The organism is Streptomyces sp. NPDC025833, from assembly GCF_055558055.1.
This window is the reverse complement of record NZ_JBVHNF010000008.1, coordinates 342,317-365,728: the sequence shown is the minus strand read 5'-3', so window position 1 is coordinate 365,728 and position 23,412 is coordinate 342,317. Positions and strand designations below refer to the sequence as shown.

18 protein-coding genes and 1 pseudogene are annotated in these 23,412 nt (G+C 72.6%); 5 read left to right on the top strand and 14 right to left on the bottom strand.

From position 1 onward, the window contains the following. Window positions 1-197: 197 nt before the first annotated feature. From ACZ4K2_RS16910 to ACZ4K2_RS16890, 5 genes and pseudogenes are all read right to left on the bottom strand, one after another. Window positions 198-593: an immunity 7 family protein gene (locus ACZ4K2_RS16910; RefSeq protein WP_467468240.1), complete on the bottom strand. Its 396-nt coding sequence runs from the start codon at window positions 591-593 to the stop codon at window positions 198-200. A 7-nt stretch (window positions 594-600) separates the two neighbouring features. Beyond that, a pseudogene (locus tag ACZ4K2_RS16905) lies at window positions 601-1,296 on the bottom strand (restriction endonuclease fold toxin); the annotation flags it as partial. Between the two features lie 312 nt (window positions 1,297-1,608). Beyond that, entirely contained in the window at window positions 1,609-2,208 is a 600-nt protein-coding gene (locus ACZ4K2_RS16900) for a hypothetical protein (protein ID WP_467468242.1), read from the bottom strand. A gap of 4 nt (window positions 2,209-2,212) precedes the next feature. Further along, window positions 2,213-4,408: a DUF6571 family protein gene (locus tag ACZ4K2_RS16895; protein ID WP_467468244.1), complete on the bottom strand. Its 2,196-nt coding sequence runs from the start codon at window positions 4,406-4,408 to the stop codon at window positions 2,213-2,215. After that, window positions 4,408-4,860, bottom strand: coding sequence for a hypothetical protein (locus ACZ4K2_RS16890; RefSeq protein ID WP_467468246.1), 453 nt, complete (start codon window positions 4,858-4,860; stop codon window positions 4,408-4,410). The genes ACZ4K2_RS16895 and ACZ4K2_RS16890 overlap by 1 nt, the downstream gene beginning before the upstream one ends. A 464-nt stretch (window positions 4,861-5,324) precedes the next feature. On the opposite strand from ACZ4K2_RS16890, the gene ACZ4K2_RS16885 reads away from it, so the two are divergent. Then, on the top strand, window positions 5,325-5,789 hold the full coding sequence (locus ACZ4K2_RS16885) for a hypothetical protein (RefSeq protein ID WP_467468248.1): 465 nt from the start codon (window positions 5,325-5,327) through the stop codon (window positions 5,787-5,789). Window positions 5,790-5,884: 95 nt separating this feature from the next. On the opposite strand, the gene ACZ4K2_RS16880 is transcribed toward ACZ4K2_RS16885, so the two are convergent. After that, on the bottom strand, window positions 5,885-6,397 hold the full coding sequence (locus tag ACZ4K2_RS16880; protein ID WP_467468250.1) for a hypothetical protein: 513 nt from the start codon (window positions 6,395-6,397) through the stop codon (window positions 5,885-5,887). 498 nt (window positions 6,398-6,895) lie between these two features. On the opposite strand from ACZ4K2_RS16880, the gene ACZ4K2_RS16875 reads away from it, so the two are divergent. Both ACZ4K2_RS16875 and ACZ4K2_RS16870 read left to right on the top strand, forming a co-directional pair. Further along, window positions 6,896-7,117, top strand: a complete 222-nt coding sequence (locus ACZ4K2_RS16875; protein ID WP_467468252.1) for a hypothetical protein — start codon at window positions 6,896-6,898, stop codon at window positions 7,115-7,117. A gap of 446 nt (window positions 7,118-7,563) precedes the next feature. Then, window positions 7,564-11,568, top strand: a complete 4,005-nt coding sequence (locus ACZ4K2_RS16870; RefSeq protein WP_467468254.1) for a HEAT repeat domain-containing protein — start codon at window positions 7,564-7,566, stop codon at window positions 11,566-11,568. A gap of 85 nt (window positions 11,569-11,653) precedes the next feature. Here the strand turns inward: ACZ4K2_RS16870 and ACZ4K2_RS16865 are convergent, their stop codons facing one another. The 5 genes from ACZ4K2_RS16865 to ACZ4K2_RS16845 all read right to left on the bottom strand — a co-directional run bounded on the left by ACZ4K2_RS16865 (window position 11,654) and on the right by ACZ4K2_RS16845 (window position 16,416). After that, window positions 11,654-11,941 carry a DUF6059 family protein gene (locus tag ACZ4K2_RS16865; RefSeq protein WP_467468256.1) on the bottom strand — a complete coding sequence of 96 codons (288 nt, stop codon included), beginning with the start codon at window positions 11,939-11,941 and terminating at the stop codon, window positions 11,654-11,656. 284 nt (window positions 11,942-12,225) lie between these two features. Further along, the gene (locus ACZ4K2_RS16860) at window positions 12,226-13,587 is read right to left on the bottom strand and encodes a C1 family peptidase (protein ID WP_467468258.1); all 1,362 of its coding nucleotides are present in this window, start codon (window positions 13,585-13,587) and stop codon (window positions 12,226-12,228) included. 169 nt (window positions 13,588-13,756) lie between these two features. Continuing rightward, on the bottom strand, window positions 13,757-15,070 hold the full coding sequence (locus ACZ4K2_RS16855; protein ID WP_467468260.1) for a hypothetical protein: 1,314 nt from the start codon (window positions 15,068-15,070) through the stop codon (window positions 13,757-13,759). Between the two features lie 59 nt (window positions 15,071-15,129). Next, the gene (locus ACZ4K2_RS16850) at window positions 15,130-15,627 is read right to left on the bottom strand and encodes a SigE family RNA polymerase sigma factor (RefSeq protein ID WP_467468263.1); all 498 of its coding nucleotides are present in this window, start codon (window positions 15,625-15,627) and stop codon (window positions 15,130-15,132) included. 216 nt (window positions 15,628-15,843) lie between these two features. Continuing rightward, window positions 15,844-16,416 carry a MarR family winged helix-turn-helix transcriptional regulator gene (locus ACZ4K2_RS16845; protein ID WP_467468264.1) on the bottom strand — a complete coding sequence of 191 codons (573 nt, stop codon included), beginning with the start codon at window positions 16,414-16,416 and terminating at the stop codon, window positions 15,844-15,846. A 345-nt stretch (window positions 16,417-16,761) separates the two neighbouring features. Between ACZ4K2_RS16845 and ctaD the strand changes: the two genes are divergently transcribed. After that, window positions 16,762-18,486 carry an aa3-type cytochrome oxidase subunit I gene (gene ctaD / locus ACZ4K2_RS16840; RefSeq protein ID WP_467468266.1) on the top strand — a complete coding sequence of 575 codons (1,725 nt, stop codon included), beginning with the start codon at window positions 16,762-16,764 and terminating at the stop codon, window positions 18,484-18,486. Further along, window positions 18,483-18,833 carry a cytochrome C oxidase subunit I gene (locus ACZ4K2_RS16835; protein WP_467468268.1) on the top strand — a complete coding sequence of 117 codons (351 nt, stop codon included), beginning with the start codon at window positions 18,483-18,485 and terminating at the stop codon, window positions 18,831-18,833. The genes ctaD and ACZ4K2_RS16835 overlap by 4 nt, the downstream gene beginning before the upstream one ends. Before the next feature lie 7 nt (window positions 18,834-18,840). On the opposite strand, the gene ACZ4K2_RS16830 is transcribed toward ACZ4K2_RS16835, so the two are convergent. The 3 genes from ACZ4K2_RS16830 to ACZ4K2_RS16820 all read right to left on the bottom strand — a co-directional run bounded on the left by ACZ4K2_RS16830 (window position 18,841) and on the right by ACZ4K2_RS16820 (window position 22,788). Next, the gene (locus ACZ4K2_RS16830) at window positions 18,841-19,788 is read right to left on the bottom strand and encodes an MIP/aquaporin family protein (RefSeq protein ID WP_467468270.1); all 948 of its coding nucleotides are present in this window, start codon (window positions 19,786-19,788) and stop codon (window positions 18,841-18,843) included. A gap of 286 nt (window positions 19,789-20,074) precedes the next feature. Beyond that, complete coding sequence (locus tag ACZ4K2_RS16825) at window positions 20,075-21,733, bottom strand: glycoside hydrolase family 13 protein (RefSeq protein ID WP_467468272.1); 1,659 nt, start codon at window positions 21,731-21,733, stop codon at window positions 20,075-20,077. 89 nt (window positions 21,734-21,822) lie between these two features. Continuing rightward, window positions 21,823-22,788, bottom strand: coding sequence for a nucleoside hydrolase (locus ACZ4K2_RS16820; RefSeq protein ID WP_467468274.1), 966 nt, complete (start codon window positions 22,786-22,788; stop codon window positions 21,823-21,825). Window positions 22,789-23,412 lie beyond the last annotated feature (624 nt).

Here is a 23,412-nt window from a genome sequence, read left to right as displayed (position 1 = left end):
CTTGCTCATCGGGCAGCGTGCCTCACAACTTTCTCTACCGGTGCAAGGAGGCTCGGTCCGGTCCCCGCTCGTGGGTGGGCAACGGCGGTCACCAACAGTGCTACCAGACCCTCGGACCGACCAGGGCCTCAGGGATTTCCCAGGCCAACAGCCACTCCTCAAGCCCAGCCCAGGTCAGGTCTCGAGGCGGGAGCCTGTCAGTCCTCGATGACCGGACGGCACGGTGACAGGAACGGATCAAGCCGGTCCTGTACCTCCCCCCTGGCCATGACGCGAACCCGAAAGGCTCCCGGACCCGGCGGGTGGTCCATGTCCGCGGAGCGCTCGTAGAGCAGCCCCCAGGAACCGGGGAAGCGGCGCGCGATGAAGCGGACAAGAGCGTCCAGTTCCTCGGCCTCGTCACGGCGCCGGTTGACCAGACCGTCGGTCCGTACGAAGTACTCCCCGTTGTGGACCTTCAGCGCCACCTCGCCGGTTGCCCACTCGATGCGATCAATGGCTGCCCTCAGTTCAGCCACGCCCTCCTCAAGCGATCCCGTATCCGCCTCTTCGGGGGACTCGGCAATACCGAACCAACCATGGAACTCGTACATATGCCTCTCACAGCGGCTTCGTGTCGATCACCGGCTGGATACCGTACCGCCTGCCGTACTCCTGGAGCTTGGCGATCACCCCGGGGCCCGGCTCGCCGTCGAAGTGGAAGTAAGGAGTGCGGCCGGATTGGATCGCATACTCGAATGTAGCTTTTGCCTGGTTTCTGAGAGCGCTTCCCATCTGCATTCCACCGGGCTTTGACTGCGCCACGTAGTCATCGCTGATCGCATCGATCTCCCTCCCCTTCGGATCATGCTCGAACTTCACACGGGACTCTCCGGCGAGCCGCTCGGCGAGAGCATCGGCAGCGGGATCGGGTTTGTTGACCTTGACGAGACCGCCGAGGCCACCATTGTTCTCGTACGGCACGAGACCGAGCGGGTCGCTGGTCGTATGCGGGTTGTGTACGTAACCGGCCGGGTCGGGGGCCGGCGCCAGCCCGAGTGGGTCGGGGGTGACGTAGCGGGCGGTGTGGGGGTCGTAGTAGCGGTGGTGGTTGTAATGGAGGCCCGTCTCGGGGTCGAAGTACTGGCCGGGGAAACGCAGGGGTGTGTACGCGGTCGCCGTCGCGTTCCACGTGGTGATACCCCACAGCGTGGTGCGGCTGTGCCAGGCGATGTGACCGTGCTCGTCGATGAGTTCGGTGGGCGTGCCGATCAGGTCGGTGGCGATGGCGAAGAAGCGCGCGTCGATCTCTTCCTGCGTGACCGCATCGATGCCGTCGCTGCGCCGAGTGTCGCCCTTCAATCCCCGCTTGCCCCGCCCGGACAGCCGGCCCGTGCCCGTCGTGGGCTTGCTGAAGCCGAGCTCGACGGCACTGCGCGGTATGTCCGACATCCGGAAGGTGCCGTCGCGGTATCCGGCGAAAGAGCCGCCGGTGCGTTGGGGCGTCTTGTCGAAGATCTCCCGGCATTTACCGTGGCCAAGGATGAACGACTCGTCGTTGTTGCCACTCCAGACCCGGCGGCCCGGGTTGGCCGGGCGGCCGGGTGTGGTGTCGTGTGGCTCAGGGCTTCAGCACTTGTGGTGTCGTTCGATTCCCTCCGCCGCGGCCGTCAGGACCTGGCGGACGCGGGGGACGAGGGTGTCGGACTTCCAGCCGTTGTGCTCGCGCAGCCGGGGTGTGGTGGTGAGGATCAGGTCGACCTGGCCCGTACCGTCGCGGTCGAGCGCGTCGGCGCAGCGGTCGGAGAGGCGGACGCGGCCTTCGGCCTGGGTGGCCCAGCCCGTCCGGGAGCCCGGCAGGCGCTGGACCCCGGTGGGGGGGTTCACGCTGCCCTGGAGGCCGTCGCGCAACGTCAGGACGAACTGGACGTCCCGGTCGTCGTCGCCGGTCCTGACCTGGCAGGTGGCCTCGCGTGCGGCGGCGGGCGTCTCCGTGGCGGTGGCGGGCTTCGCGTCCGCGAGCAGCGGCTCGGCCCGGGCCGGGGACAGTGCGCCCCAGCAGAGGGCCTCGGGTCCGGCGGCCGCGTCCCGGGGCCACCACTTGACGCCGGCGAGCACGCCGACGGCGACGAGGAGTGCCGCGCCGACGGCCAGGGCGCTTCGCGCCCTCTTCGGCCGGGGCGCCGGGGCACCGGGGGCGGGCGACGAGGGGGTGACCGGTGATGTCATGGCTTCAGTACCGCTCTCCCATGGCCTGGTCGGCTCCCTTGATTCCGTGGTTGTACCAGGACTCCTCCAGGGCCTGGAGGTTGTCCTCGTACTCCCCGGGGGAGCGGTCGAGATCGGATCGGCTCATGCCGGCGTCGAGGGCGTGCTGCTCCAGCATCTTGTCCATCTGGCGCCTGCCGTTGGAGAAGTGGTCGGCCATGTCCTGCCGCGTCTCCTTGTCGACCTCGGCGTTGAGGCCGTTCATGTACTCGGCGGTGCCGACGTCCACCAGGCGCTGCACGGTGTCGCCGACCAGCGGGATACCCGTGAGCGGCGCACCGATCACGTGGTAGTTCATCATCTTGTTCCAGCCGTTGGTGTCCTTCTCGGCCTGCCCCATGTCGTAGATCACATCGCCTCGGACGCCGTCCAGGTATCCCAGGACCGAGGACGACTGCTTGACCCAGGACCGCAGTTCGGGGTCCTCGTGCTCGAAGGAGGCCTTCCCGAACTGGTCCAGGCCGTGGGCGATCACCGTGCTCTGGGACTGGTGCATGCTCGCGAACGCGCCGGGGTCCTCCGCGGCGCCGCGCATGACGCGCGTCAGCGACTCCCGGCTGATGTCGAGGTGGTTGAACTCCGTGGAGCCGTTGAGGTCCTTGCCCAGGATCTGGTGCACGTCCGAGGCGTAGTCGCCGACCATGTGGCCCATGGGGGCCCGCAGTGCGGCGGGCATCGCGTCCTGCTGCCCCTTGGACTGCTCGCCGTAGTAGTTTACGGTCCGCTCGAAGATGTCCGCCTGTGCGGCGGTGTGCACCGCGGGGATGTCCGCGTGCAGGGGGGTCCCGGGCAGGCGTCCGGTCGCCGCGGCCTCCAGTGCCTCGCCGAAGCTCGCCCGGGCCGAGGTCTTGACCAGGTCCTCGGGCATCTCCGACTCGACGCCGGCCCCGGGCCACTCGCGCTTCTCGAGGAAGTAGTCGAGGTTGTCGTTGCGGTTCGGGTCGAGGTAGGACTCGGCCGCCTCCGGGTTGCGGCTCATCGCCTTCATCAGGCCGCCCATGGGGTCTTCCTGGGTGCCCTTCCAGTTCTCGGCGATGCCCGGGTAGGGATCCTTCGTGTGGGTCTCGTAGTCACGGATCTCGTCGCCGGTGGCGGACAGCAGGCTGCCGTCGTACACGGCGTTCCCGGAGCCCATGAGCTTGGTCAGGATCCCCAGTCCGGTGGCTCCGCCGCTCAGGTTGCCGGGGGCCTGCCGGGGCAGGTCGTTGCCCTCCCGCGCCGTCTTCAGGAGCTTCTCGGTCCACTCCGAGGGGGTGCCGCCGCTGGGCCCGAGGGGGGAGCCCTGACGCGTGGCCGTGGCCAGGTTGGCCGACAGGTTGTCGCGCAGCCGGCGCTCGTTGTCCGACATCGCGCCGTCCCGGCCGCCGCCCTCCAGGTTCTGGGCGAGGAGCAGCAGCCCCTCCTGCCCGTCCCTGCCGCGGAAGTTCAGGTCCGTCATCAGCTCGCTCGCGAAGACCGGGGACTTCTTCCCGTTCTCGGTGAGCTGGATCAGCCGCTTCATCTCCGCGTCGCTGAGGCCGTCGAGCCGGGAGTAGAGCAGGGCGGCTTCCTTGGCGTCCTTCTTGTCCTGTACGGCCTTCTTCTCGGCGTCGACGGCCGCGTCGCGGTCCCCGTACGCGGAGTCCGCGAAGCCCTCCTTGACGCTGTCCACGAGGGACTTGAGCGCGCGCGCCGCGGTGCTGTCGCTCTCCGTCGCCTTGGTGAGGATCCTCTGCACGTCGTCGCGGACCAGTTCCAGGTCCGTCTCGCTGTGCTCGGGCACGGTCGTGCCCTTGGCCGCGCGGTCGGGGTGCACGATCATCTGGACGTGGAACATCCCGCAGCCGTCGTCCACGACGGTCAGGTTCTTCTTCCGCGCGTTCTCGATCGTGTCCTGGAGGTGGCCGCGGTAGGAGATCAGTTCCTGGCGGGTGTCGCGCAGGATGTTCGCGATGCTCTGCGCCTGCGTGTGCGCGTCGCCGAACTCGTCCGCGGTCTTCGCCACGAACTCCCGGGTCACCGTGGCGTTGACGCCCTTCCAGTTCGCCTTGTCGGCCTTGGCCTTGAGGTTGTCCCGCGCGTCCCGTTCGAGGGTCTCCAGCCGTTTGACCAGGGACTCCCAGTCGGTGATCGACTGTCCGAGCCCCTCGAAGTCGCCGTGCAGCAGCGCGTTCAGGTCCATCAGTACCCCCGGTGCTCGTCGAAGCCCTTGTCCAGGGTGGAGATGCTGCTGAGCGTGGCGTAAACCCGCTCGTCATCGCCCTCGTGGACCGCCTTCGTGACGTCCAGGTGCGTGTAGATGTGCACGCACGCGTCGAGCAGGGACTGCACCTGGTCCACCCACCGCGTCGCCACGTGGTCGAGGGCCTCACCGAGGAGGTAGCCCTGGTCGGTCAGCCCTCCGGCGGCCTTCATCGACGAGACGCGCGCGAGGTCGTTGCACTGGTCGAAATCCTTGTACAGCGAGTGGGCGGCGTCCCCGACGGCCTTCAGGTCCTGCTGCGTCACGACCAGGTCCCCGCCGGGGCCGCCGCTGCCGCCGCCCCCTGGTGCCGCGGCCTGGTTCAGCTCCATGTGGGTCCCGGACCGCTTTTGCGCGTCCGCCTTCAACTGTTCCCATTCGTCCCACGCCACGTGAAACCTCCCCCGTACGGACCCCGGCTCGGCCTTCGATCACCTCGAGGTTAGTTGACGGGCGATCTTGGCCTGAAGGGGTCTCCCCCGAACCTCGGTGCGGCCGCCGGGACTTGGATCCTCCACGCCGTGCGGGCGGCACACCCGTGAGCGCCGCGAGGGCCCGCACCGCTCATGCGGTCTCCGTCACCGGCTCCGGCGGCCGACGACGGCACCGGCGTCGGGGACGACCCCGGCTCCCCCGCCACCGCGCCGCCGCACCCGGACAGGGCGAGGACCGCCGCCACGATCACCGCGGCCACCGCGGCCTTCTGCACCTGCCTGATCACAAAGTCGCCTCGGCGGGCCGACCGGGGGCTGGTGGGACGCGGTGGTCGGCGTGCGCCGGGATCAGCAACTCCCTGTCACCGCCTTGCCGTCCGGCAGCGGCCGTGGAGCGCGGTGGGGCGTGGTGGGGTTGGGGGGTGGAGACCATCATCGCCAGCGGTATAGCCGTCCTCGGGACGCTGCTCGGTTCGGGGATCACCCTGGCCTACCAGCAGCGCACCACCGATCGGAGCCACCAGTTCACCCGCCGCGAGAAGCTTCGGCAGGAACGCCTCGACGCCTACTCCGCGTACGCCGGCGCGTTGGTCAACTACCGGCGCTGCCTGGTCCACTTGTGGTTCTGCGAGCACGAGCAGCCGCCGCCGGAGGCCCCCGACGCGGTGCGGACCCGCGCCTACGACCTGCGCTCCGGTGCTCAAGAGGCGCTGTTCCGGGTCCAGATGCTCACCGACGACGAGGCGCTGAGCCGGGCGGCGGAGGGCGTGCTGGCGGACGTGACGGCGCTGTCCAAGACCGACGGCAGGGCGGAGCTCGACGCGGCCAGGGTGCGGACCCGTGACGGCATCAGTCTGCTGGTCCGGGCGGCCAAGCGGCACCTGTGAGGGGCGTGCGGGCGCGTCGGTTCGCGGTTCCGTGGCGCGGGAGTGGCCCCGTCGCCGAGTCGTGCTCGCCGTGGGGCGGGGTCAGTCCGGCGGGTTCAGTCGGGCACGCCCAGGTCCGTGCGCATGATGCGGCGCATGGCGGTCAGGGCGGGTTCCGCCGCCTTCAGGTCGGTGAGCGCCCGGTCCGGGCTCTCCCCTTCCCGGGCCAGGCCGCGGTCGATGCGCTTGGCCACGGCGTCGATCGCGGCCAGGACGGTGTTCAGGTCGCGGGACGCCCTGAGCACCGTCTCGGGGACGATCATCTGCGCCTCGGCGTAGCGGTCCCGGTAGTCGCGCCGCGCCTCCTCGACCTCGGCGCGGTCGTCATCGGTGTAGACGCCGTCCCGCATGCGGTGCAGGGCGTCCTTCAGCATGGTGTGGAAGTGGCGGGACGCGCGGTTCATGGCGCTGTACGCGGCCCGCCGTTCCTCGAAGGCGCGCCGCTCGTCCGCCACCCGCCGCTCCTCCGACCGCTGGCGTTTCGTCGTCCACGTCGTGATCACGGGCGCCAGGAGCGTGCCGAGCACTCCGACGACGGCGGTGACCATGGCGGCAGTCGTGGCACCCATGCGGACGACCCTAGCGGCCGGGCGCGGTCACCGGTCCCACGGCCACCGCCCCGGCCCGGCCCGCCGGGCACCGCCCGGACCGGCCCCGGCCCGCGTCGTTCACGGCCGTCGTCGCGGTGACCACGGTCCCGGCCGCCGCGGCGACGGATGCCCCGGCGAGGAAGCGCCGTCTCACCGAACGCCGGTGCCGTACCGTACGCGCAGCCCTTCTCGTCCCGTCCCCCAGTTCATCGTTCCGTGCCGGGTCGTGCCGGACACAGGCGTCACACAGGTTGTCTGCTGCACCAAGCGCACCAGAGGGCTCAGATGTCACAGGGAACCCGGCGGCCGGGGGCGTGGGCGGCCGGGACCACCACCGCCGGGGAAAGAATTCCGGATGCCCGTTCCGGCCGTACTGTGGAGAGAAGTCGCAGGTCAGCGGCGCGGGACGGCTACCGCGCGAAATGATCTGTGCCGACGGCCACAGCAAACGGGTGGCGCGTGGGCGCATACTGAGTCATGAAGAAGCCTGCTGCGTCGAAGCGTCATCTGCCCACCAGCCCCTTCAAGGCCCCGGTCGCACCGGTTCCCAAGCACTTCGCCGTGGGGGACCAGGTCTCCCACGACATGTACGGACTCGGCCGGGTGATCGGCATCGAGGACGGAGTCGCGGCGCTCGTGGACTTCGGCTCGGCGCGGATGCGGATCCTCAGCCCGTACGCCAAGATGACCAAGCTGTAAGACCGTCGTGCCCGGTCACGGCACACCAGGTCCCGTCCGGGACCTGTAGCGAAAGAGAGTCCTCCCATCGATCTGACCTCGCTGTTCTCCGCCCCGGAAGCGCAGCCCCACCACTCCGGCGCCGCGGCATCGCCGCCGCCGGCCACCAACCCCTTCCAGGCCCCCGACTTCGGGGACGAGGAGGCCTGGTCCTTCGACGACGCGCACGAGAGCGCGTCGGGCGCGGGCGCGGCCCACCTCTAGACGGCCCACCCACGGACCACCCGCCCACGGGCGGTCCGGCTCCGGGCGGTCCGCCGCCACGGCGGGCGGTGGCCCCGGCGATCGGCCGTGCTCGGCCTCGATCGGCCGGGGCCGTCCGCCGTGCCGCCGCGGGGCGGGGTTGCCCGCCCGAGTGATCGTTCCGGCCTCCGGGACGCGTGGTAACTTGGGTCACATTCGTCGGGGTGGCGCAGAGCGGACGCGAGGGGCGGATGAGCGGTTCGCCGTACGGTGCCAGGCGCCGCGTGCTGATGAGCCTGACCGTCGAGCACTACGTACCCCCCACGTTCCGTGTCGTCGACTCGATCGACGACTACGGCGAACGCCTCCGGTTCGACCAGTTGCTGGACCAGTTGCCGACCCACCGGTCCACGCCCGAGCCGGGGCCCAAGACCTGGCTGGTGACCGGCGGCGCGGGTAGCGGCAAGAGCACCGCCGTCCTCCAGTACGCGATCGCGCTCCTGGACCGCGAGACACCGTGCGTCGTCGTCGACAACCGCGCCCTGAGGGGCCTGGGCGTGCAGGGGCTGTCCGTCAAGGAGTTCGCCCGGCGCTTACGTCCGCCCGGCTTCGACGAGAAGCTGTGGAAGGCGCACGTCAAGAAGAGCCGCGTCATCTTCCTGGTCGACGCGCTCAACGAGTTGCAGCGGGAGTTCGGCGACGCTCCCGAATGGTCGTTCATCGGGCAACTGGTGGGCGGCTCCCACGACTTCACGGTGCTGGCGACGTCCCGGAGTGAGGCCGAGGACCTGCACCGGACCATGCTGCGCGAGGTCGAGATCGTGTCCATCGAACCGCTCGACGAGCAGGGCATCGAGGACTACCTGGGGATGCGCGACGGGTCGGCGTCCGGCGCCCTCGACGAGATCAGGTCGGGCAACATGCTGGGCCTGGCGTCGAACCCGTTCATGCTGTCGCTGCTGACGGACTGGCTGCTCGGCACACGGTCCGTCCAGGACCGGAAGATCCCGCGCAGCCGCGCCGACCTGCTGCGGGCGACCGTGGTCCGGCCCGGCGTCGAGGGCAAGTTCGGCAAGGCGGAGCGGGAGGCCGCGGAGCGCAGCGGGCTCGGCATGGAGGCGGCGCTGTGCGCGGCGGCACTGGCCTCGATCACCTCGGGCAGCGGCAACGCGGACTTCCTCGCCAGGGACGTGGAGGAACTGCTCGGCCGGGTGTGGGACGACAAGGGCGAGACAGCCCGTACGGTGCAGACGTTCCTGGACACCCAGATGGTGGAGCCGGTCGGCGGCGGCCTGTACAGCCTCATCCACCCGGCCTTCGTGGACTTCGGGCTGGCCCTCGCGTGGCAGGCCACCACCCCGCCCCCCGTCGTCCTGGACCCCCTGCACCTCGACCAGTGCCTGGGCGACTGGGTCGGCCTGCAGTCCGACCCGGACCGTGCCGTGCTCGGCCTGATCGACCCCGAGGCCAGGCCGCTGCCGCCCGAGCTGATGGTGGACGTCATCCTGGCCAACCGGGGCGTGCTGGGCGACGAGGTGCGCGGGATGCTGTGGCGGCAGCTCGGCCTCTGCTTCGTCAGGGGACGCCAGACGCGCGACCGCCTGGCCGTCGCGCTGGCCGGCGTACCGCGTGACGTGCTGCGCGACGGACTCCAGCACGGTCTGCTGCGGACGCTGAACGCCAAGGACCCGAAGCTCGCGGACGACGTCCTGGCGGCGCTGTGGAACGGGTCGCTGGACGCCCAGTCGCTCCAGCGGCTGCGCCGGTCCCACCAGCGGATCAGGAAGGGTTCGGCGGCGAAGGGTGCCGAACGCGACGAGGCCGAGGTCGCCAAGCGGCGGACGTGGCTGCGTGCGGAGGCCGATCCGGACCGGCGCCGGCGCAGCGCCAACTGGCTGGGCACCAACGGTGCCGAGCAGGACGTCGACACCCTGCTGGCGGCGATGCGCGACGACCCGGACTCGGCGGTCCGCGGCGCCTCCGCCACCGCGGTGGGGCGCATCGGATCGCTCCGGGCCGTCCCCGCCCTGCTGGAGACCGCCGTGCGCGACCGCGACCCCGTCGTCCGCGGCTCGGCCGCCCACGCCCTCGGCCGCATCGGCGACCCCCGGGCGGCCCCGGTGCTCGTCGGCATCCTCACCCAGGAGACCGAGGACAACGTCCGCGGCTCGGCCGCCAACGCGCTCGGCCGCATCGGGGACCTCCGGGCGGCCCCCGCCCTCATCGGCATCCTCACCCAGGACCTCGGGGACAACGTCCGCGGCTCGGCCGCCAACGCGCTGAGCCACATCGGCCACCCGCAGGCGGTCCCCTCGCTCATCACCACCCTCACCGGGACCACGGACAGCCACGTCAGGGGTTCGACGGCGGAGGCGCTCGGGCGGATCGGCGACCCGCGGGCGATCCCCGCCCTCCTGGCGGTGCTCACCGACGACGACCCGGTCGTCCGCGGCTCGGCCGCCAACGCCCTCGGCCGCATCGGCGACCCCCGGGCGGCCCCCGCGCTCATCGACATCCTCACCCGGGACACCGGGGACAACGTCCGCGGCTCGGCCGCCAACGCGCTCGGCCGCATCGGCGACCCCCAGGCGGTCCCCGCGCTGGTCGCCGCCCTCACCGGCGACCGGGACAGCCAGGTCAGGGGGTCCGCGGCCGAGGCGCTCGGGCACGTCGGGGACGCGACCGCGGCCGATGTCCTGCGGACCGCCATCGGGGACCCCGGGCAGACGTACCTGACCCGGCGTGCCGCCGTGACCTCCCTCAGCCGGCTGGACGCGGGGGACGAGGCGTGGATCACCGAGATCGCCGACCGGCTCAGGTACGCCGGCCGCGACCAGCAGGCCCGCGCCCTGCGCGGGGCCATCGTCGACCTGGTGGCCCGCCGGGAGGTCACGCCGGCGACGCGGGACTGGCTGGTCGACGTGATCCGGCGGGACGCGGACCCGCTGAACCGCACGACGGCTCTCGAAGGGCTGGCCCGGGCCGGGCTGGCGGACGCGGACCTGGTCAAGTTCATCATCGCGCCCGAGAGTCCGCGGCCGGACGGCCGGGCCCGGGACACCGACACGGGCGTCCTGGGCGTCGCGGCGGCGGCCGTCGTGCGCGCCGCCGCCGGCCGGCCGGACTACACCGAGTCCCTGCTCCCGAGCGTCGTCCACCTGCTCGTCCAGGAGGACACGCACTGGGCGACGGTCACCCCCGCGCTCACCCGGCTGCGTCTGCTCCCCCTGTCCGTGGCGGAACGTGTCTTCGCCCGCATCGTGGAGCTGGTGGGCGACACGGTGCCGGGAAACCCGTACCTGGCACCGGCGTTGGCCGTCGAGCGGGAGGCCCTGGCCGAGCGGGGGCGGGTGCGGGCCGACGTGGAGTCGTTCACCAGCAAACCGGAGGCGGTGCTCGCCGGGTTCCGCGAACAACGGAGGTCGAGGTTCGAAGTGAGCGCGCCCAGGACCGGTGACGAGTACCACGTCGCCCTGCTCACGGCCATTCCGGTGGAGACCAAGGCGCTCTTCCGCGTACTGGACGAACGCGGTGTCGGCACGGTCACCGTGCAGCGCGACGGGCGGTACTACGAGGTCTTCGAGCTGGCCTCCGCGCAGCTCCCCCCGGTCCGGGTCGTCACCACGCAGGCCACCGACCAGGGCGGCCAGTCGGCGGCGGCGGTGACGCACGACCTGCTGTCCGCGTTCCGGCCGGGCCTGGTGCTCCTGACCGGGGTGTGCGGCGGCTTCGCCGAGCACGGCGTGGCGCAGGGCGACGTGCTGGTGGCGCGGGAGGTGTTCGACTACGGCCCGGAGAAGGTGCGGCCGGAGGGCGGCGGTGGGCGGCCGCAGGTGTACCGGACGGACGTACAGGTGCCGCGGCTCGTCAGCAGTCTCGACAACAGGGGCCGGCTGGACGCGTCGCTGGGCGGCGGCCGGCTGCTCGTGAAGGACTTCGCCAGCGGCGAGAAGGTGATCGCCTGGCGGGACTCCGCCCTGCGCTCCCACCTGCTCTCCCTGTCCGCCGACATCGGCGGGGTGGAGACCGAGGCGCACGGGGTGCTGCACGCGATCTGGGAGGCGTTCAAGGCGAAGGACTTCGTGGGCGGGGCGATGATCAAGTGTGTCAGCGACCTCGGCGACGAGGAGATGGCCGTGGACAAGCAGGCCCGGCAGACCGCGGCCGCGGAGCGGGTGGCCAGGGTCGCGCTGGACGTGGTGGGGGCGTTCCGCCGCGCGGACGCGTGATCCGCGCCGGCGGTCGGGGCGCACACCACCGGGTGCCGGACCGCGCCCGCGCCGGTCCTCCCGCCCCCACCCGGTGCCGGGCCGCCTAAGGCGCGGGCCACCCGCGGACCGGCGTGCCGAGTTCCCGGGCGAGCCGCGACTCCAGTTCCGTCAGGGGCAGGTCGGCGCGGAGCCGCTCGGGGTGCAGGGGCGGCGGCTGGGTCCGGGGGCGGCCGTCCGGTGTCCCGGGCGTCCCCCGCACCGGCTCCTCCCAGGCGTCGTACGGCAGCGGCCAGGGCACGGCCGCGCCGAAGCAGAACCCCAGCGCCTGGAGCCCCGACCGGGTCAGCACCTTCACCACCACCCGGCCGGCGCCGGCCCACACACTCCTCACCGCGCCGCCTCCCCTCGGTGGCGACCGCACCGGGCGCCCCCGCCCACCCTCTCGTCCCCGCCTCGAGGATTTCTCCGGAAACCCTCCGGGCCCCCTCTCCCGGGTGTACGGGAACGCCCTGTCGGTCCTGTCACCGAGCTGGGCGGGTGGGCGCGCGTGCGCGATCGGCGGACGTCCCCGTCAGGGGCGCCCGCGTGGTGGGCTCAGGTCGCGCGGCGGCCGGTACGGGGGTCCGTCCGGGCTCGTGGGCCGCAGGGCCCGGGAGGACGGGGCCGGCGGCGGGGTCAGCGGGCGAGGGCGCCCATCGGGTCCCAGGCGGGGAGGACGATCGGGGGCAGGTCGAGGGCCGCGGCCAGGTCCGGGGGCAGGGCGGAGCGGCGGACCGCGATCTCGAAGACGTGCTCGCCGAACCACGAGTCGTTCATGGTCCAGAAGCCCTTGTCGGCCTTGGTGTCGCCCCAGCTGTTCTCCACCCGCCAGCGGCGCGGGCCGCCGTCCACCACGTCGACGCCGGTGAACAGCATCGCGTGGGTCATCTGGGTGTCGCGGTGCAGCAGCCGGTCGGCCTTGTCCAGGGTGAAGGGGGCGTCGTAGACGGCGGCGTAGTCGAAGAGGGCGGCGTCCCACACCCCGGCGTCCGCGTGCATCATCTTGCCGACGTCGCAGCCGAACCAGACCGGCTCACCGCCGACGACGGTCTCCATGGTCAGCCGCTTCAGCAGCTCCATCGGCACGTTCAGGTAGACGACCGGCGGGGCGTCCACGACGTTGCCCAGGTACTCCACGGTGAAGGTGCGGCCGACCGGGCTGGACCGGCGCGGGTCGTGCACCAGGCAGACGTACTCGTCCAGCGGGAGCCGCGCGTACGACGCGGCGAACTCCTGCGGGGTGAGCCAGCCGTCCCGGTGGAACTCCTTGTCCTTGTCCTCCCACTGCCACAGGAAGCGCCGCGGGGGCGTGCCGAGGTGGATGCTCAGCACGCGGTGCACGGCGGCCAGCACCTCGCGCTTGCGGGCGCGCTGGGCGGCGGCTCCCTGGGCGGCCAGGGCGCGCAGATCGCGGGCGCCCTGGCGGAGCAGGGTGCTCAGGGACCGGTTCATCGCCCGGGTCGCCGAGGAGCTGTCGGTCTCCGGCATCGCCGACTTCGGTACCAGGCCGTGCCTGGCGACCAGCGCCACGAACATGTTCCACTGGCCGCCGTCCCCGATCGGTTCCGTCAGCAGGTGCGCGACGGTGCGGTCGTCGACGTCCCGGTCCGAGGTGTCGACGATCGCTTCGAGGAAGTGGTTCGCCCGCTCGAACTTGTCCCACCAGAGCAGGTGGTTCTGCGAGAACTCGAAGTCCTTCACGCCCAGTTCGCGCGCGGCGCCGACCCGGAGCAGGTTGAGCCCGGCGAACAGCCAGCAGCGGCCGCTCTGCCGCTGGTTGGTGACCTTCCAGTCGTCCAGGTGGTGGGAGACCGAGTGGTCGGTGCCGGTGAGGATCCGCCGGTCGAGCGCCACGTCGTCCACGGAGGTCCGGGTGACCGCGTTCTGCATCAGCCGGTTCGCCGGGCGGGCGGCGAAGTCCTTCTCGAGCGCCTCCAGCAGGTCCGGGGTCAGACCGCGGTCCACGGCCGGGCGGGAGTCGTCGTTTCCGAAGGACACAGCGGTTTGCCTCCAGTTTCCCCGTGGGTCCCGAGACGGGCGCTTCCTCACCGTCGCACGGCCGTTCGGCCGGAGTCAACGGAGCTGCGACCGCGAGGAGTTCGGGCCGGCCGGCCCCCCGTACCGGCCGGCCCGGTTCCCGTACGGCCCGTGCGCCGCCCGGGCCCGCTCAGTCCTTGAAGAACCGCTTGTCCAGCGCGATGTCCGACAGCCGGTCCAGGCCCAGCGCGGGTTCCGGCCGCGTCACCGGGCCGGCCTCGGCGTAGGAGTTGATCTCGCGGGCCGCCACCCGCCGGCCGTCCGGGTACAGGACGTCGACCAGCCACACCTGGGCCGAGCCGCCCTTCTCCGAGGTGCCCCGGACCTTCTTGACCAGGGTGCCGTCGGCCAGCGTCGACGCCTCGCAGTGCCCGGTGACCCCGGCGCAGCCCATGTGCCCGGCCAGGGCGTCGGTCATCCCGAACTGGACGTCGGCCTCGATCATGTTCTTGCCGCGGCCGTCGTCGTAGACGAGCTGGACCAGTCCCTCGGTGGCGTTCAGGTCGGAGACGGTCCCTCCGGAGGGCAGGTGGGACTTCAGCACCCGCGTCAGCCGGGCGCCGGGCGCCTGCTGCCGCCCACCCGGCGAGCCGGTGGACGGGGTGCCGGGGGACTTCCGCGGGGCGGGCAGCGCGGCGATCACCCGGCGCCAGGCCGGACTGCGCACGATCGACGTCAGCTCGTCGAGGGAGAGCAGCGGGTCGGCGCCGTCGGCGGTCGCCTTCTCGCCGCCCCCGCCGAACTCCTGCACGGAGACCTGGGCGCCGCCTGCGGTGGTGAGCACGGCGTACCAGCGCTTCTGCCCGGTGTCGGCGTTGGGGTAGGTGAACGACCTGGTGGTGTCCAGCACCGCCCCGCCCGGGAGCCGGACGGTGGTGCAGGTGTCGTAGGGGCGCACCTGGACCGGCAGGCAGCCGCCCTGGCCCTGCTGGTCGTAGGGGATGTCGGGGCGCAGCCGGGTGACGGTGACGTCGACGCGGGACGTGCCCTGCGCGGTGGTGTAGGTGAGCGCGGCCGACGGAAGGGCGCCGGGTCCGCGGCCCGGGGTGCCCGAACCCGTGTCGTCGGTGCCCGTGCCCGAGGCCGCGGAGACGGTGCCGCCGGGCGGCAGCAGGCTCTTGAGGGTGGTGACCATCTCCTCACCGGTGACCGGCGAGGGCGCGGGGGAGGCCGGCCGCGCGGTGCGGTGGCCCTGGGCGGCGGTGCCCAGCGGTGCGGGTCCGGTCCCGTCCGGGCCGCCGAGCACGCCCGAGGCCAGCAGCCCGCCGCCGGCGGTGACGACCGCGGCGGCCGCCGCGGTGACCCGCAGGGCGGCGAACAGCCGCATCCGGCGGCCCCGGGCGACGGAACGCCGGACCAGGTCGGCCGAGTGGGGCGGGAACTGCGTGGTGGCGCGGCTCATGGCCCGGGCCACCCGGGTCTCGAACTCTTCGTCGCGGGACATGGCGGGTCTCCGTTCTGCGGGGGCCGGCCGCGGCGCCGGGCGCCTGCGGGCCGTGCTCCTCATGCGGTCAGGTCGGCCAGTTCGGCGCCGAGCACGGCGCGCAGCCGTTGCAGGGCGCGCAGGCTCCGGGTGCGGACGGCGCCCGCGGAGAGCTTCAGGACGTGGGCGGTCTCCTCCACCGAGCGGTCCTCCCAGTAGCGCAGCACCAGGACGGCACGGTCCTTGGCGGTGAGCTGCGCGAGGCCGTCCAGCAGCGCCATGCGCAGCTCCGGGTCCGGCGCCGGGCCGGCCGTCTCGGGCAGCCGGTCGCTGGGACGCTCGGTGGAACTGCGGCGGCGGCGCTGGGAGATGTACGTGCGCACCAGCACGGTGTCGGCGTAGGCCACCGGCGAACCGGCCCGGTCGATCCGCCGCCAGGAGCGGTACATCTTGGCCAGGGTCTCCTGCACGAGGTCCTCGGCGAGGTGCCAGTCGCCCGTGAGCAGGCAGGCCGTGCGGAACAGCCGCCCGCTGCGGGCGGCTGCGAACTCCAGGTAGTCCGCGGGTGCTTCCCCCACCGTGTGTCCTCTCGTGGCCGACGTCACCCTTCACACGCGGTGGGGGCCCCCGCGCGTTACGGCCCGGCGCCGATGTTTTTTCCCGGCGCCGCGGAGCGGCCCGGCAGCCCGCGGCACGGGACCCGGGGCTTTCCCGGGCCTACGGTCCAGCCTTCGGGGCCCTGGGCCAGGTCGGCTGCGAACGCCCAGGGCCCGGCGTCTCGTCGACGTTCGCGGCTACGGTGCCGGGTTGAGGGGGTCGTCGGTCACTCCGGCGACCCGGACCGCCTCGCCGACCGGGTCCGTGCCGAGGCCGAGTCCGGCCGCGGCGGCGGTCAGGGCGGCGAGCGCGGGGACGAGCGCGGCGCGCTCCGGTGCGGGCAGGCGCTCGACCAGCGTGCGGATCGCCGCACGCCGGTGGCCGAGGACCGTCCCGACCAGTTCCTTCCCGGCCGCGGTCAGCCGCAGGACGACCTCGCGGCGGTTGTCCGGGTTCACGCGCCGGTCGACCAGGTCGAGGGACTCCAGGCGTTCGGCCATCCGCAGGGCCGTGGAGGAGGTGACCCCCAGCGTGGCGGCCATGGTGACGAGCTTGATCGGCCCGCAGCCGTGCAGGGCGACCAGGGAGCGGAGCTGGGGCAGGGTGAGGGGCACGTCGACCGAGGCCAGGGCGCGGGCGGAGAGCGCCACGACGAGCCGCGAGGCGGCCATGACCGCCAGGGTGACCTCCTCCGCCTCCCGGTCCCGCACCTCGTCCGCGTCGCGGGGACCGGCCGGAGCCTCGACCAGGCCGTCGCCCTGCTGCGTCATGCGTTCCTCGTTCCGCCGCCGTGCCGCTCGCCGGTCCGTGGCCCGTACGTCGACGAGGCCGACGAGCGGGAGATCCGGACCGGTGGCCGAAGCCTATGCGCGGCGGTGACGAGCTGACCACGACGGTCCCCGCACATCCACCTGCCGAACGCAACTATTGCAAAGAGCAAGAAAAGCCCCGCACAGAGAGGATGCCGCCCCGCTGCTCCATCCGAGTGCATCCGTCAGCCGAACGGACGCGCACGGGCCGTCCGGACACCCTCTTCCGCCCGCGCGCGGAACAGGATGGCGGATGACTGACGTCATGGCACGGGCCGGCGGCGAACTTCGGGAGACGGACGACTGGTGAGCATTCTCAACGAACCCCAGGACGGCTCCGAGGCGGCCGAGGACGCGTACGCGGACGAGCTGCCGGTGCGGCGCAGGCAGCCCGGCAACGTCGTGGTGAAGTGGCTGACGACCACCGACCACAAGACGATCGGCACCCTGTACCTGACGACGTCGTTCATGTTCTTCCTGTTCGGCGGCCTGCTGGCGCTGATCATCCGGGCCGAGCTGGCCCGGCCGGGCATCCAGGTCGTCTCGAAGGAGCAGTACAACCAGCTCTTCACGATGCACGGCACCGTGATGCTGCTGATGTTCGCCACCCCGCTGTTCGCCGGTTTCACCAACTGGATCATGCCGCTCCAGATCGGCGCGCCCGACGTGGCGTTCCCGCGGCTGAACATGCTGGCCTACTGGCTGTACCTGTTCGGCTCGCTCATCGCGGTCGCCGGCTTCCTCACCCCGCAGGGCGCGGCCGACTTCGGCTGGTTCGCGTACACGCCGCTGTCGGACGTGATCCGCACGCCCGGGGCCGGCGCGAACATGTGGATCCTCGGCCTGGGCTTCTCCGGTTTCGGCACGATCCTCGGCGCCGTCAACTTCATCACCACGGTCGTCTGCATGCGCGCCCCCGGCATGACCATGTTCCGGCTGCCGATCTTCACCTGGAACGTGTTCCTGACCAGTGTGCTGGTGCTGTTCGCCTTCCCGGTACTGGCGGCGGCCCTCTTCGCGCTGGCGGCGGACCGCATCTTCGGCGCCCACGTGTACGACCCGGCCAACGGCGGGGCGATCCTGTGGCAGCACCTCTTCTGGTTCTTCGGCCATCCCGAGGTCTACATCATCGCGCTGCCGTTCTTCGGCATCGTGACCGAGGTGATCCCGGTCTTCTCCCGCAAGCCGATCTTCGGCTACATGGGCCTGGTCGCCGCGACCATCGCGATCACCGGCCTGTCCATCACGGTGTGGGCGCACCACATGTTCGTCACCGGGGCCGTGCTGCTGCCGTTCTTCTCCTTCATGTCGTTCCTGATCGCGGTGCCGACGGGGGTGAAGTTCTTCAACTGGATCGGCACGATGTGGAAGGGCAGCATCTCCTTCGAGACGCCGATGCTGTGGGTGACCGGCTTCCTCGTGACGTTCCTCTTCGGCGGGCTGACCGGCGTCATCCTGGCCTCGCCCCCCATGGACTTCCACGTCTCCGACAGCTACTTCGTGGTGGCCCACTTCCACTACGTCGTCTTCGGCACGGTCGTCTTCGCGATGTTCGCCGGATTCCACTTCTGGTGGCCCAAGTTCACCGGCAAGATGCTGGACGAGCGCCTGGGCAAGATGACCTTCTGGACGCTGTTCGTCGGCTTCCACGGCACGTTCCTGGTGCAGCACTGGCTGGGCGCCGAGGGCATGCCGCGCCGCTACGCCGACTACCTGGCGGCCGACGGCTTCACCGCGCTGAACACCGTCTCCTCGATCAGCTCCTTCCTGCTCGGCCTGTCGATGCTGCCGTTCCTGTACAACGTGTGGAAGACGGCCAAGTTCGGCACGCCGGTGACCCTCGACGACCCGTGGGGCTACGGCCGCTCGCTGGAGTGGGCGACGTCCTGCCCGCCGCCCCGGCACAACTTCGTCACGCTGCCGCGGATCCGCAGCGAGTCCCCGGCGTTCGACCTGCATCACCCGGACATCGCCGCGCGCGAGCACGAGGCCCACCTGGAGCCCGCCCCGAGCGACCGGGAGATCGGATGAACGGTCCGCCCCGGCAGGGCACCGGCGTGGGCGGCGACCTCGGCAACGAGGTGGAGGGCTACCTGCTGTGGCGGGCCCGGGTCGCCGAGGCGGAGCAGCGCGCCCAGGAGTTCACCGGCGCGCTGGACTGGCTGACGACCGGGCAGCGCGAGGAGATCGAGCGGCGGTACGTGGCCGACAGCCTGCGCCGGGCCCGGGCCGATCTGGAGCGCGTCGCCGCCCGGTGCGTGTCGCTGCGGGCCGAGTACGAGCAGCGCTACGAGCTGCTGCGGCGGCGCTGCGTGGGCGTGGTGCTCGCGGTGTGCGCCGGTTTCACCACCCTGGCCACGCTGCTGCTGGTGCTGTGAGGCGGGCTCACTCCTCGTCGTCGGTGCGCGCCGGGGCCGACCGTCCCGGCGGGGCCGGTTCGGCCAGCTCGGAGCGGACGGCGAGGACGTCGCCGATGAAGAGGTCGTAGACCAGGATGCCGATCACGCCACCGATCAGCGGCCCGACGATCGGGATCCACCAGTAGCCGCTGAAGGAGCCGGCCAGGCTCCCCGGGAGCGCCAGGCTGCCCCAGCCCTCCGCGTAGGTGAGCAGGCGTGGGCCGAAGTCGCGGGCCGGGTTGATGGCGTAGCCCGCGTTGGCGCCGAACGACATGCCGATGGCGGCGACGGAGAGGCCGATGACCAGCGGCCCGAGGTTGGCCTTCACGGCCTGGTTGCGCAGGTCGATGACGGCGGCGATCAGCATCAGCAGGAAGGCCGTGCCGACGATCTGGTCGATCAGCGGCCCCCAGATCCCGCCGTGGAAGTACGCGGCCGGGAAGGTGGCGAAGATCGAGAACGTGGCGTTCGTGTGCCCGTTCACCTTGGGTCCCGGCGCGACGCTGTCGTAGGCGTCGATCGCGTCGTGGTAGACGAGGTAGACCAGCGCGGCCCCGGTCAGTGCGCCGGCGACCTGCGCGAACCAGTACGGCAGCACCTTGGCCCAGGAGAAGCCGCGGCGCAGGGCCATCGCCAGGGTCACCGCCGGGTTGATGTGGGCGCCGCTGACGCCGCCGGCGACGTAGACGCCGAACACGACGGCGAAGGCCCAGCCCCAGCCGATGAGCAGCCAGTCGCCCGCCGCGAGGAAGATCGTGGTGGGGGTGGCTGCCCGGCCCGAGCCGGGCAGCGCGGCCACCGCCATCGCGACCACACCGCAGCCGAAGGAGATGAGGACGAACGTTCCGAGGAACTCCGCCAGGCACTCGCCCAGCAGCCCGCCCCGGCTCCTGAGCCGGGACGTCTTGACGAGCGCAGGGATTTCCACAGCCATGGAGGCCCCCTCTGCAGAGAGCGATGCGGCCAACATCCATATGTTCACCCACAAAGGCACTCCCCGCAGGGTGACGGTCCCGGCGCCGGTCCACATGGGTCCCGGGCGGCGAGACCGGCCGCGCAGCCCTCCCGGCCGAACCGCCGGGGGGGGGGGGGGGGGGCGCCGGGCCGCCCCCCCCCCCGCCCCCCCCCGGGGGGGGGGGGGGCGCCGGCGCCGGGCCCGGGCCCCCCCGACGCTGCCCATGCCCACCGTCCGTACCGCGCCGGCCGCGTCTCCCGACGGGTCAGGTGAGCCAGACCGTGGTGTCCGGGGGCAGGGTCGTGGCGTCCGGCAGGGGGGAGCTGCTCAGCAGGATCTCGCCGGGCGGGAGCGGCACCGGACGGGTGCCCAGGTTGGTGGCGTTGCGCCAGACCTCCGTACGGGCGAAGTCCAGCACGTCCGCGGGCGCGGCCGGTGTCCAGTCCAGCGTCTCGCCCTCCAGCAGCTTGCGGCGCAGCCGCAGGGCCGTGCGGTACAGCTCCAGCGTGGAGCCCTCCGTGCCGGTCTGCGCCTCGACGGAGTACGCCCCGAAGGACGACGGCTGCGGCAGCCAGCCGGCTCCGGGACCGAAGCCGTACGACGGTCCGGTCGCCGTCCAGGGCAGCGGCACCCGGCAGCCGTCGCGTCCCTTGCGGACGTGTCCGGTCTGCTCCCAGATCGGGTCCTGGAGCACCTCCGCGGGCAGGTCGGCGACCTCGGGCAGGCCGAGTTCCTCACCCTGGTAGAGGTAGGCCGAGCCGGGCAGCGCCAGCATCAGCAGGGTCGCCGCCCGGGCCCGGCGCAGCCCGGCCGCCGGGTCGATCGCGGGCGCCGCGCCGCCGGACAGCAGCCAGGCGGCCGGATCGGTGCCGGGCGGCAGCATGAGCCGGGAGGCGTGCCGGACGACGTCGTGGTTGGACAGCACCCAGGTCGCCGGGGACCCGGCGGCGTGCGCCGTGGCCAGCGCGCCGGTGATGGCCTCGCGCAGCCCGGCCGCGTCCCACGGGGCCTCCAGGTACTCGAAGTTGAACGCCTGGCCGAGTTCGTCGGGGCGGGCGTACAGGGCACGGCGGGCGCCCGGCACCCAGGCCTCGGCGACGGCGGTGCGCGGCGGGCTGTAGGCGTCGAAGATCTTGCGCCAGTCGCGGTAGATCTCGTGGACCTCGTCGCGGTCCCAGTACGGGTGGCTGCCCGGCGCCACCCGCAGCAGGGCCTCCTCGCCGGTCGCGCCGATGTCACCGACGTCGCGCAGCGGCTCGGTGAGGTCCTTGGCCAGACCGTGGGCCACGTCGACGCGGAAGCCGTCGACGCCGCGGTCGGACCAGAAGCGCAGGGTGGTCCGGAAGTCGGCGCGGACGTCGTCGTCGCCCCAGTCGAGGTCGGGCTGTTCGGGCGCGAAGAGGTGCAGGTACCACTCGCCGTCGGGCACCCGCCGCCAGGCGCTGCCGCCGAACACCGACTGCCAGTCGGTCGGCGGGAGTTCGCCGTGCGCGCCGCGGCCCGGCCGGAAGACGTAGCGGTCCCGGGCGGGTGCGCCGGGGCCGGCCCGCAGCGCCTCCTGGAACCAGGGGTGCAGGTGGGAGGTGTGGTTGGGGACGACGTCCACGACGACTTTGAGGCCGAACCGGTGCGCCTCGGCGGTCAGGGCGTCGAAGTCGTCCAGGGTGCCGAGGCGCTCGTCGACGCCGCGCGGGTCGATGACGTCATAGCCGCCGTCGGCGAGTTCGGAGGGGTAGAAGGGGCTCAGCCACAGGGCGTCCACGCCGAGCGCGGCCAGGTGGTGCAGCCGTTCGGTGAGGCCCCGCAGGTCGCCGAGGCCGTCCCCGTCGGCGTCGGCGAAGCTGCGCGGATAGACCTGGTAGACGACGGCCTGCCGCCACCAGTCGGGGTTCCGGGACGAGAGGTCGGGCGCGAGGTCTGCCATACGGGCTCCGTTCGGGCGGGACGGCGGTGGCCGTGCCGTTCGGTCGTCTGCAGGGACTCTGTCCACCTTGCCCGGAAAAAGAACAGGATTCAGCGTTCGACCGTTTTCAGGTACAGCTGCACGTACCGTTCGACGTCGACCTCCAACGCCACGTCGATCAGGGCCCGTTCGCGTCCGCCCTCGTGGATCTCGGACTCGCCGGACCGGGGGCGGCGGTCCACGACCGTCTGGCCCCGGGCCGGTCCGGGGGCGAGGGACACCTCGACCGGCAGCCGCCGGGTGGTGATGCCCTGCGGGTCGGCGACCGCGCACACCGCGCCCGCGTCCCCGAGGCCGCCCGCCTCCTCCGCCTCCGGCTCCTCGCCCTGGGTGACCGGCCGGTGCGCGAGGAGTTCCCCGGCCAGGCGGGTGCCGGGCTCGTCGCTCGCGCGCAGCCGGTGCACCTCGGCGGAGGGGACGACGACCCGCGTGAACACGTCCAGCCCGTACATCGTGATCGGCACCCCGGCGGTGAGCAGGATGGCCGCCGCCTCCGGGTCGTGCCACACGTTGAACTCCGCGACCGGCGTGGCGTTGCCGGTGGTCACGGCCCCGCCCATGAACACGATCCGCTCGATGTTCGCGGTCACCTCCGGGTGGGTGCGCAGCAGCAGGGCGATGTTGGTCAGCGGGGCGGTCGGGATCAGGGTGACCGGGCGGGGGGAGGCGAGGATCTCCCGGCGCAGCAGGGCGACGGCGTCGACGTCCGCGGCGGTCCGGGTGGGCGCGGGCAGGCCCAGGTCGCCCATGCCGTCCGAGCCGTGCACGTGGCGGGCCGAGCGGGCCGGCTCCAGCAGCGGGCGCTCGGCGCCCCGCCCCACCGGGATGCCGGGGGCGCCCGCCCGCTCCAGCACGGTGAGAGTGTTGCGGACCACGCCGTCCACGTCGGTGTTCCCGGCCACGCAGGTCACCGCCCGGAGGTCGAGTCCCGGGTGGCGTACGGCGAACAGCAGGGCCAGGGCGTCGTCGACCCCGGTGTCGCAGTCGATGATCACGGGAATGGGCTGACCGGTCACGGCGGACTCCTTCCGTCGTGCCGACCTTAGATCAGGCCCCGCGGGTGGCACCGGGTGCCGTGACGGAGCGTGGGGCCGGGCGGGCAGGCGCGGGGCCGGGTGCGCAGGCGCGGTGCCGGGCGCCGGTCGCGGTGCCGGGTGCGCCGATCGCGGCGCGGGGTGCCGGGCGCTGGTCACAGCGCGCGGTGCCCGGTGCCGGTCGCGGGGCCGGGCACCGACCCGCAGGGCATCACCACCCGGCGGCTGCCGGTCGAGGTGTCCCTCACCCTCGGACCGATCCGGGGCCAGACGGTCGCGGTGCCGGGCGCCGGTCGCGGTGCCGAGTGCCCGTCGCGGTACGCGGTGCCGGGCGCCGCCGTCCGCGCCTGCCCCGCGGCCCTTCCCCTCTGCGCCGCCCCGCGATCCTCCACCGTGCGCCGCCCCACGGCCCTCCGCCGTACACCGCGCCCCACGGCCCTCCGCCGTACACCGCGTCCCACGGCCCTCCCCCCGCACCGCCCCGCGGCCCCGCGCGCCGTCGTCCTGCGGTGGCTCACCCGTACGGACCGGCGCGCTGGTGGGCGGGCCGGGCCGGTGGTGCCGTGAGACCAGCACCCCGTCGGCCGCACGCAGCCCAGGAGACGC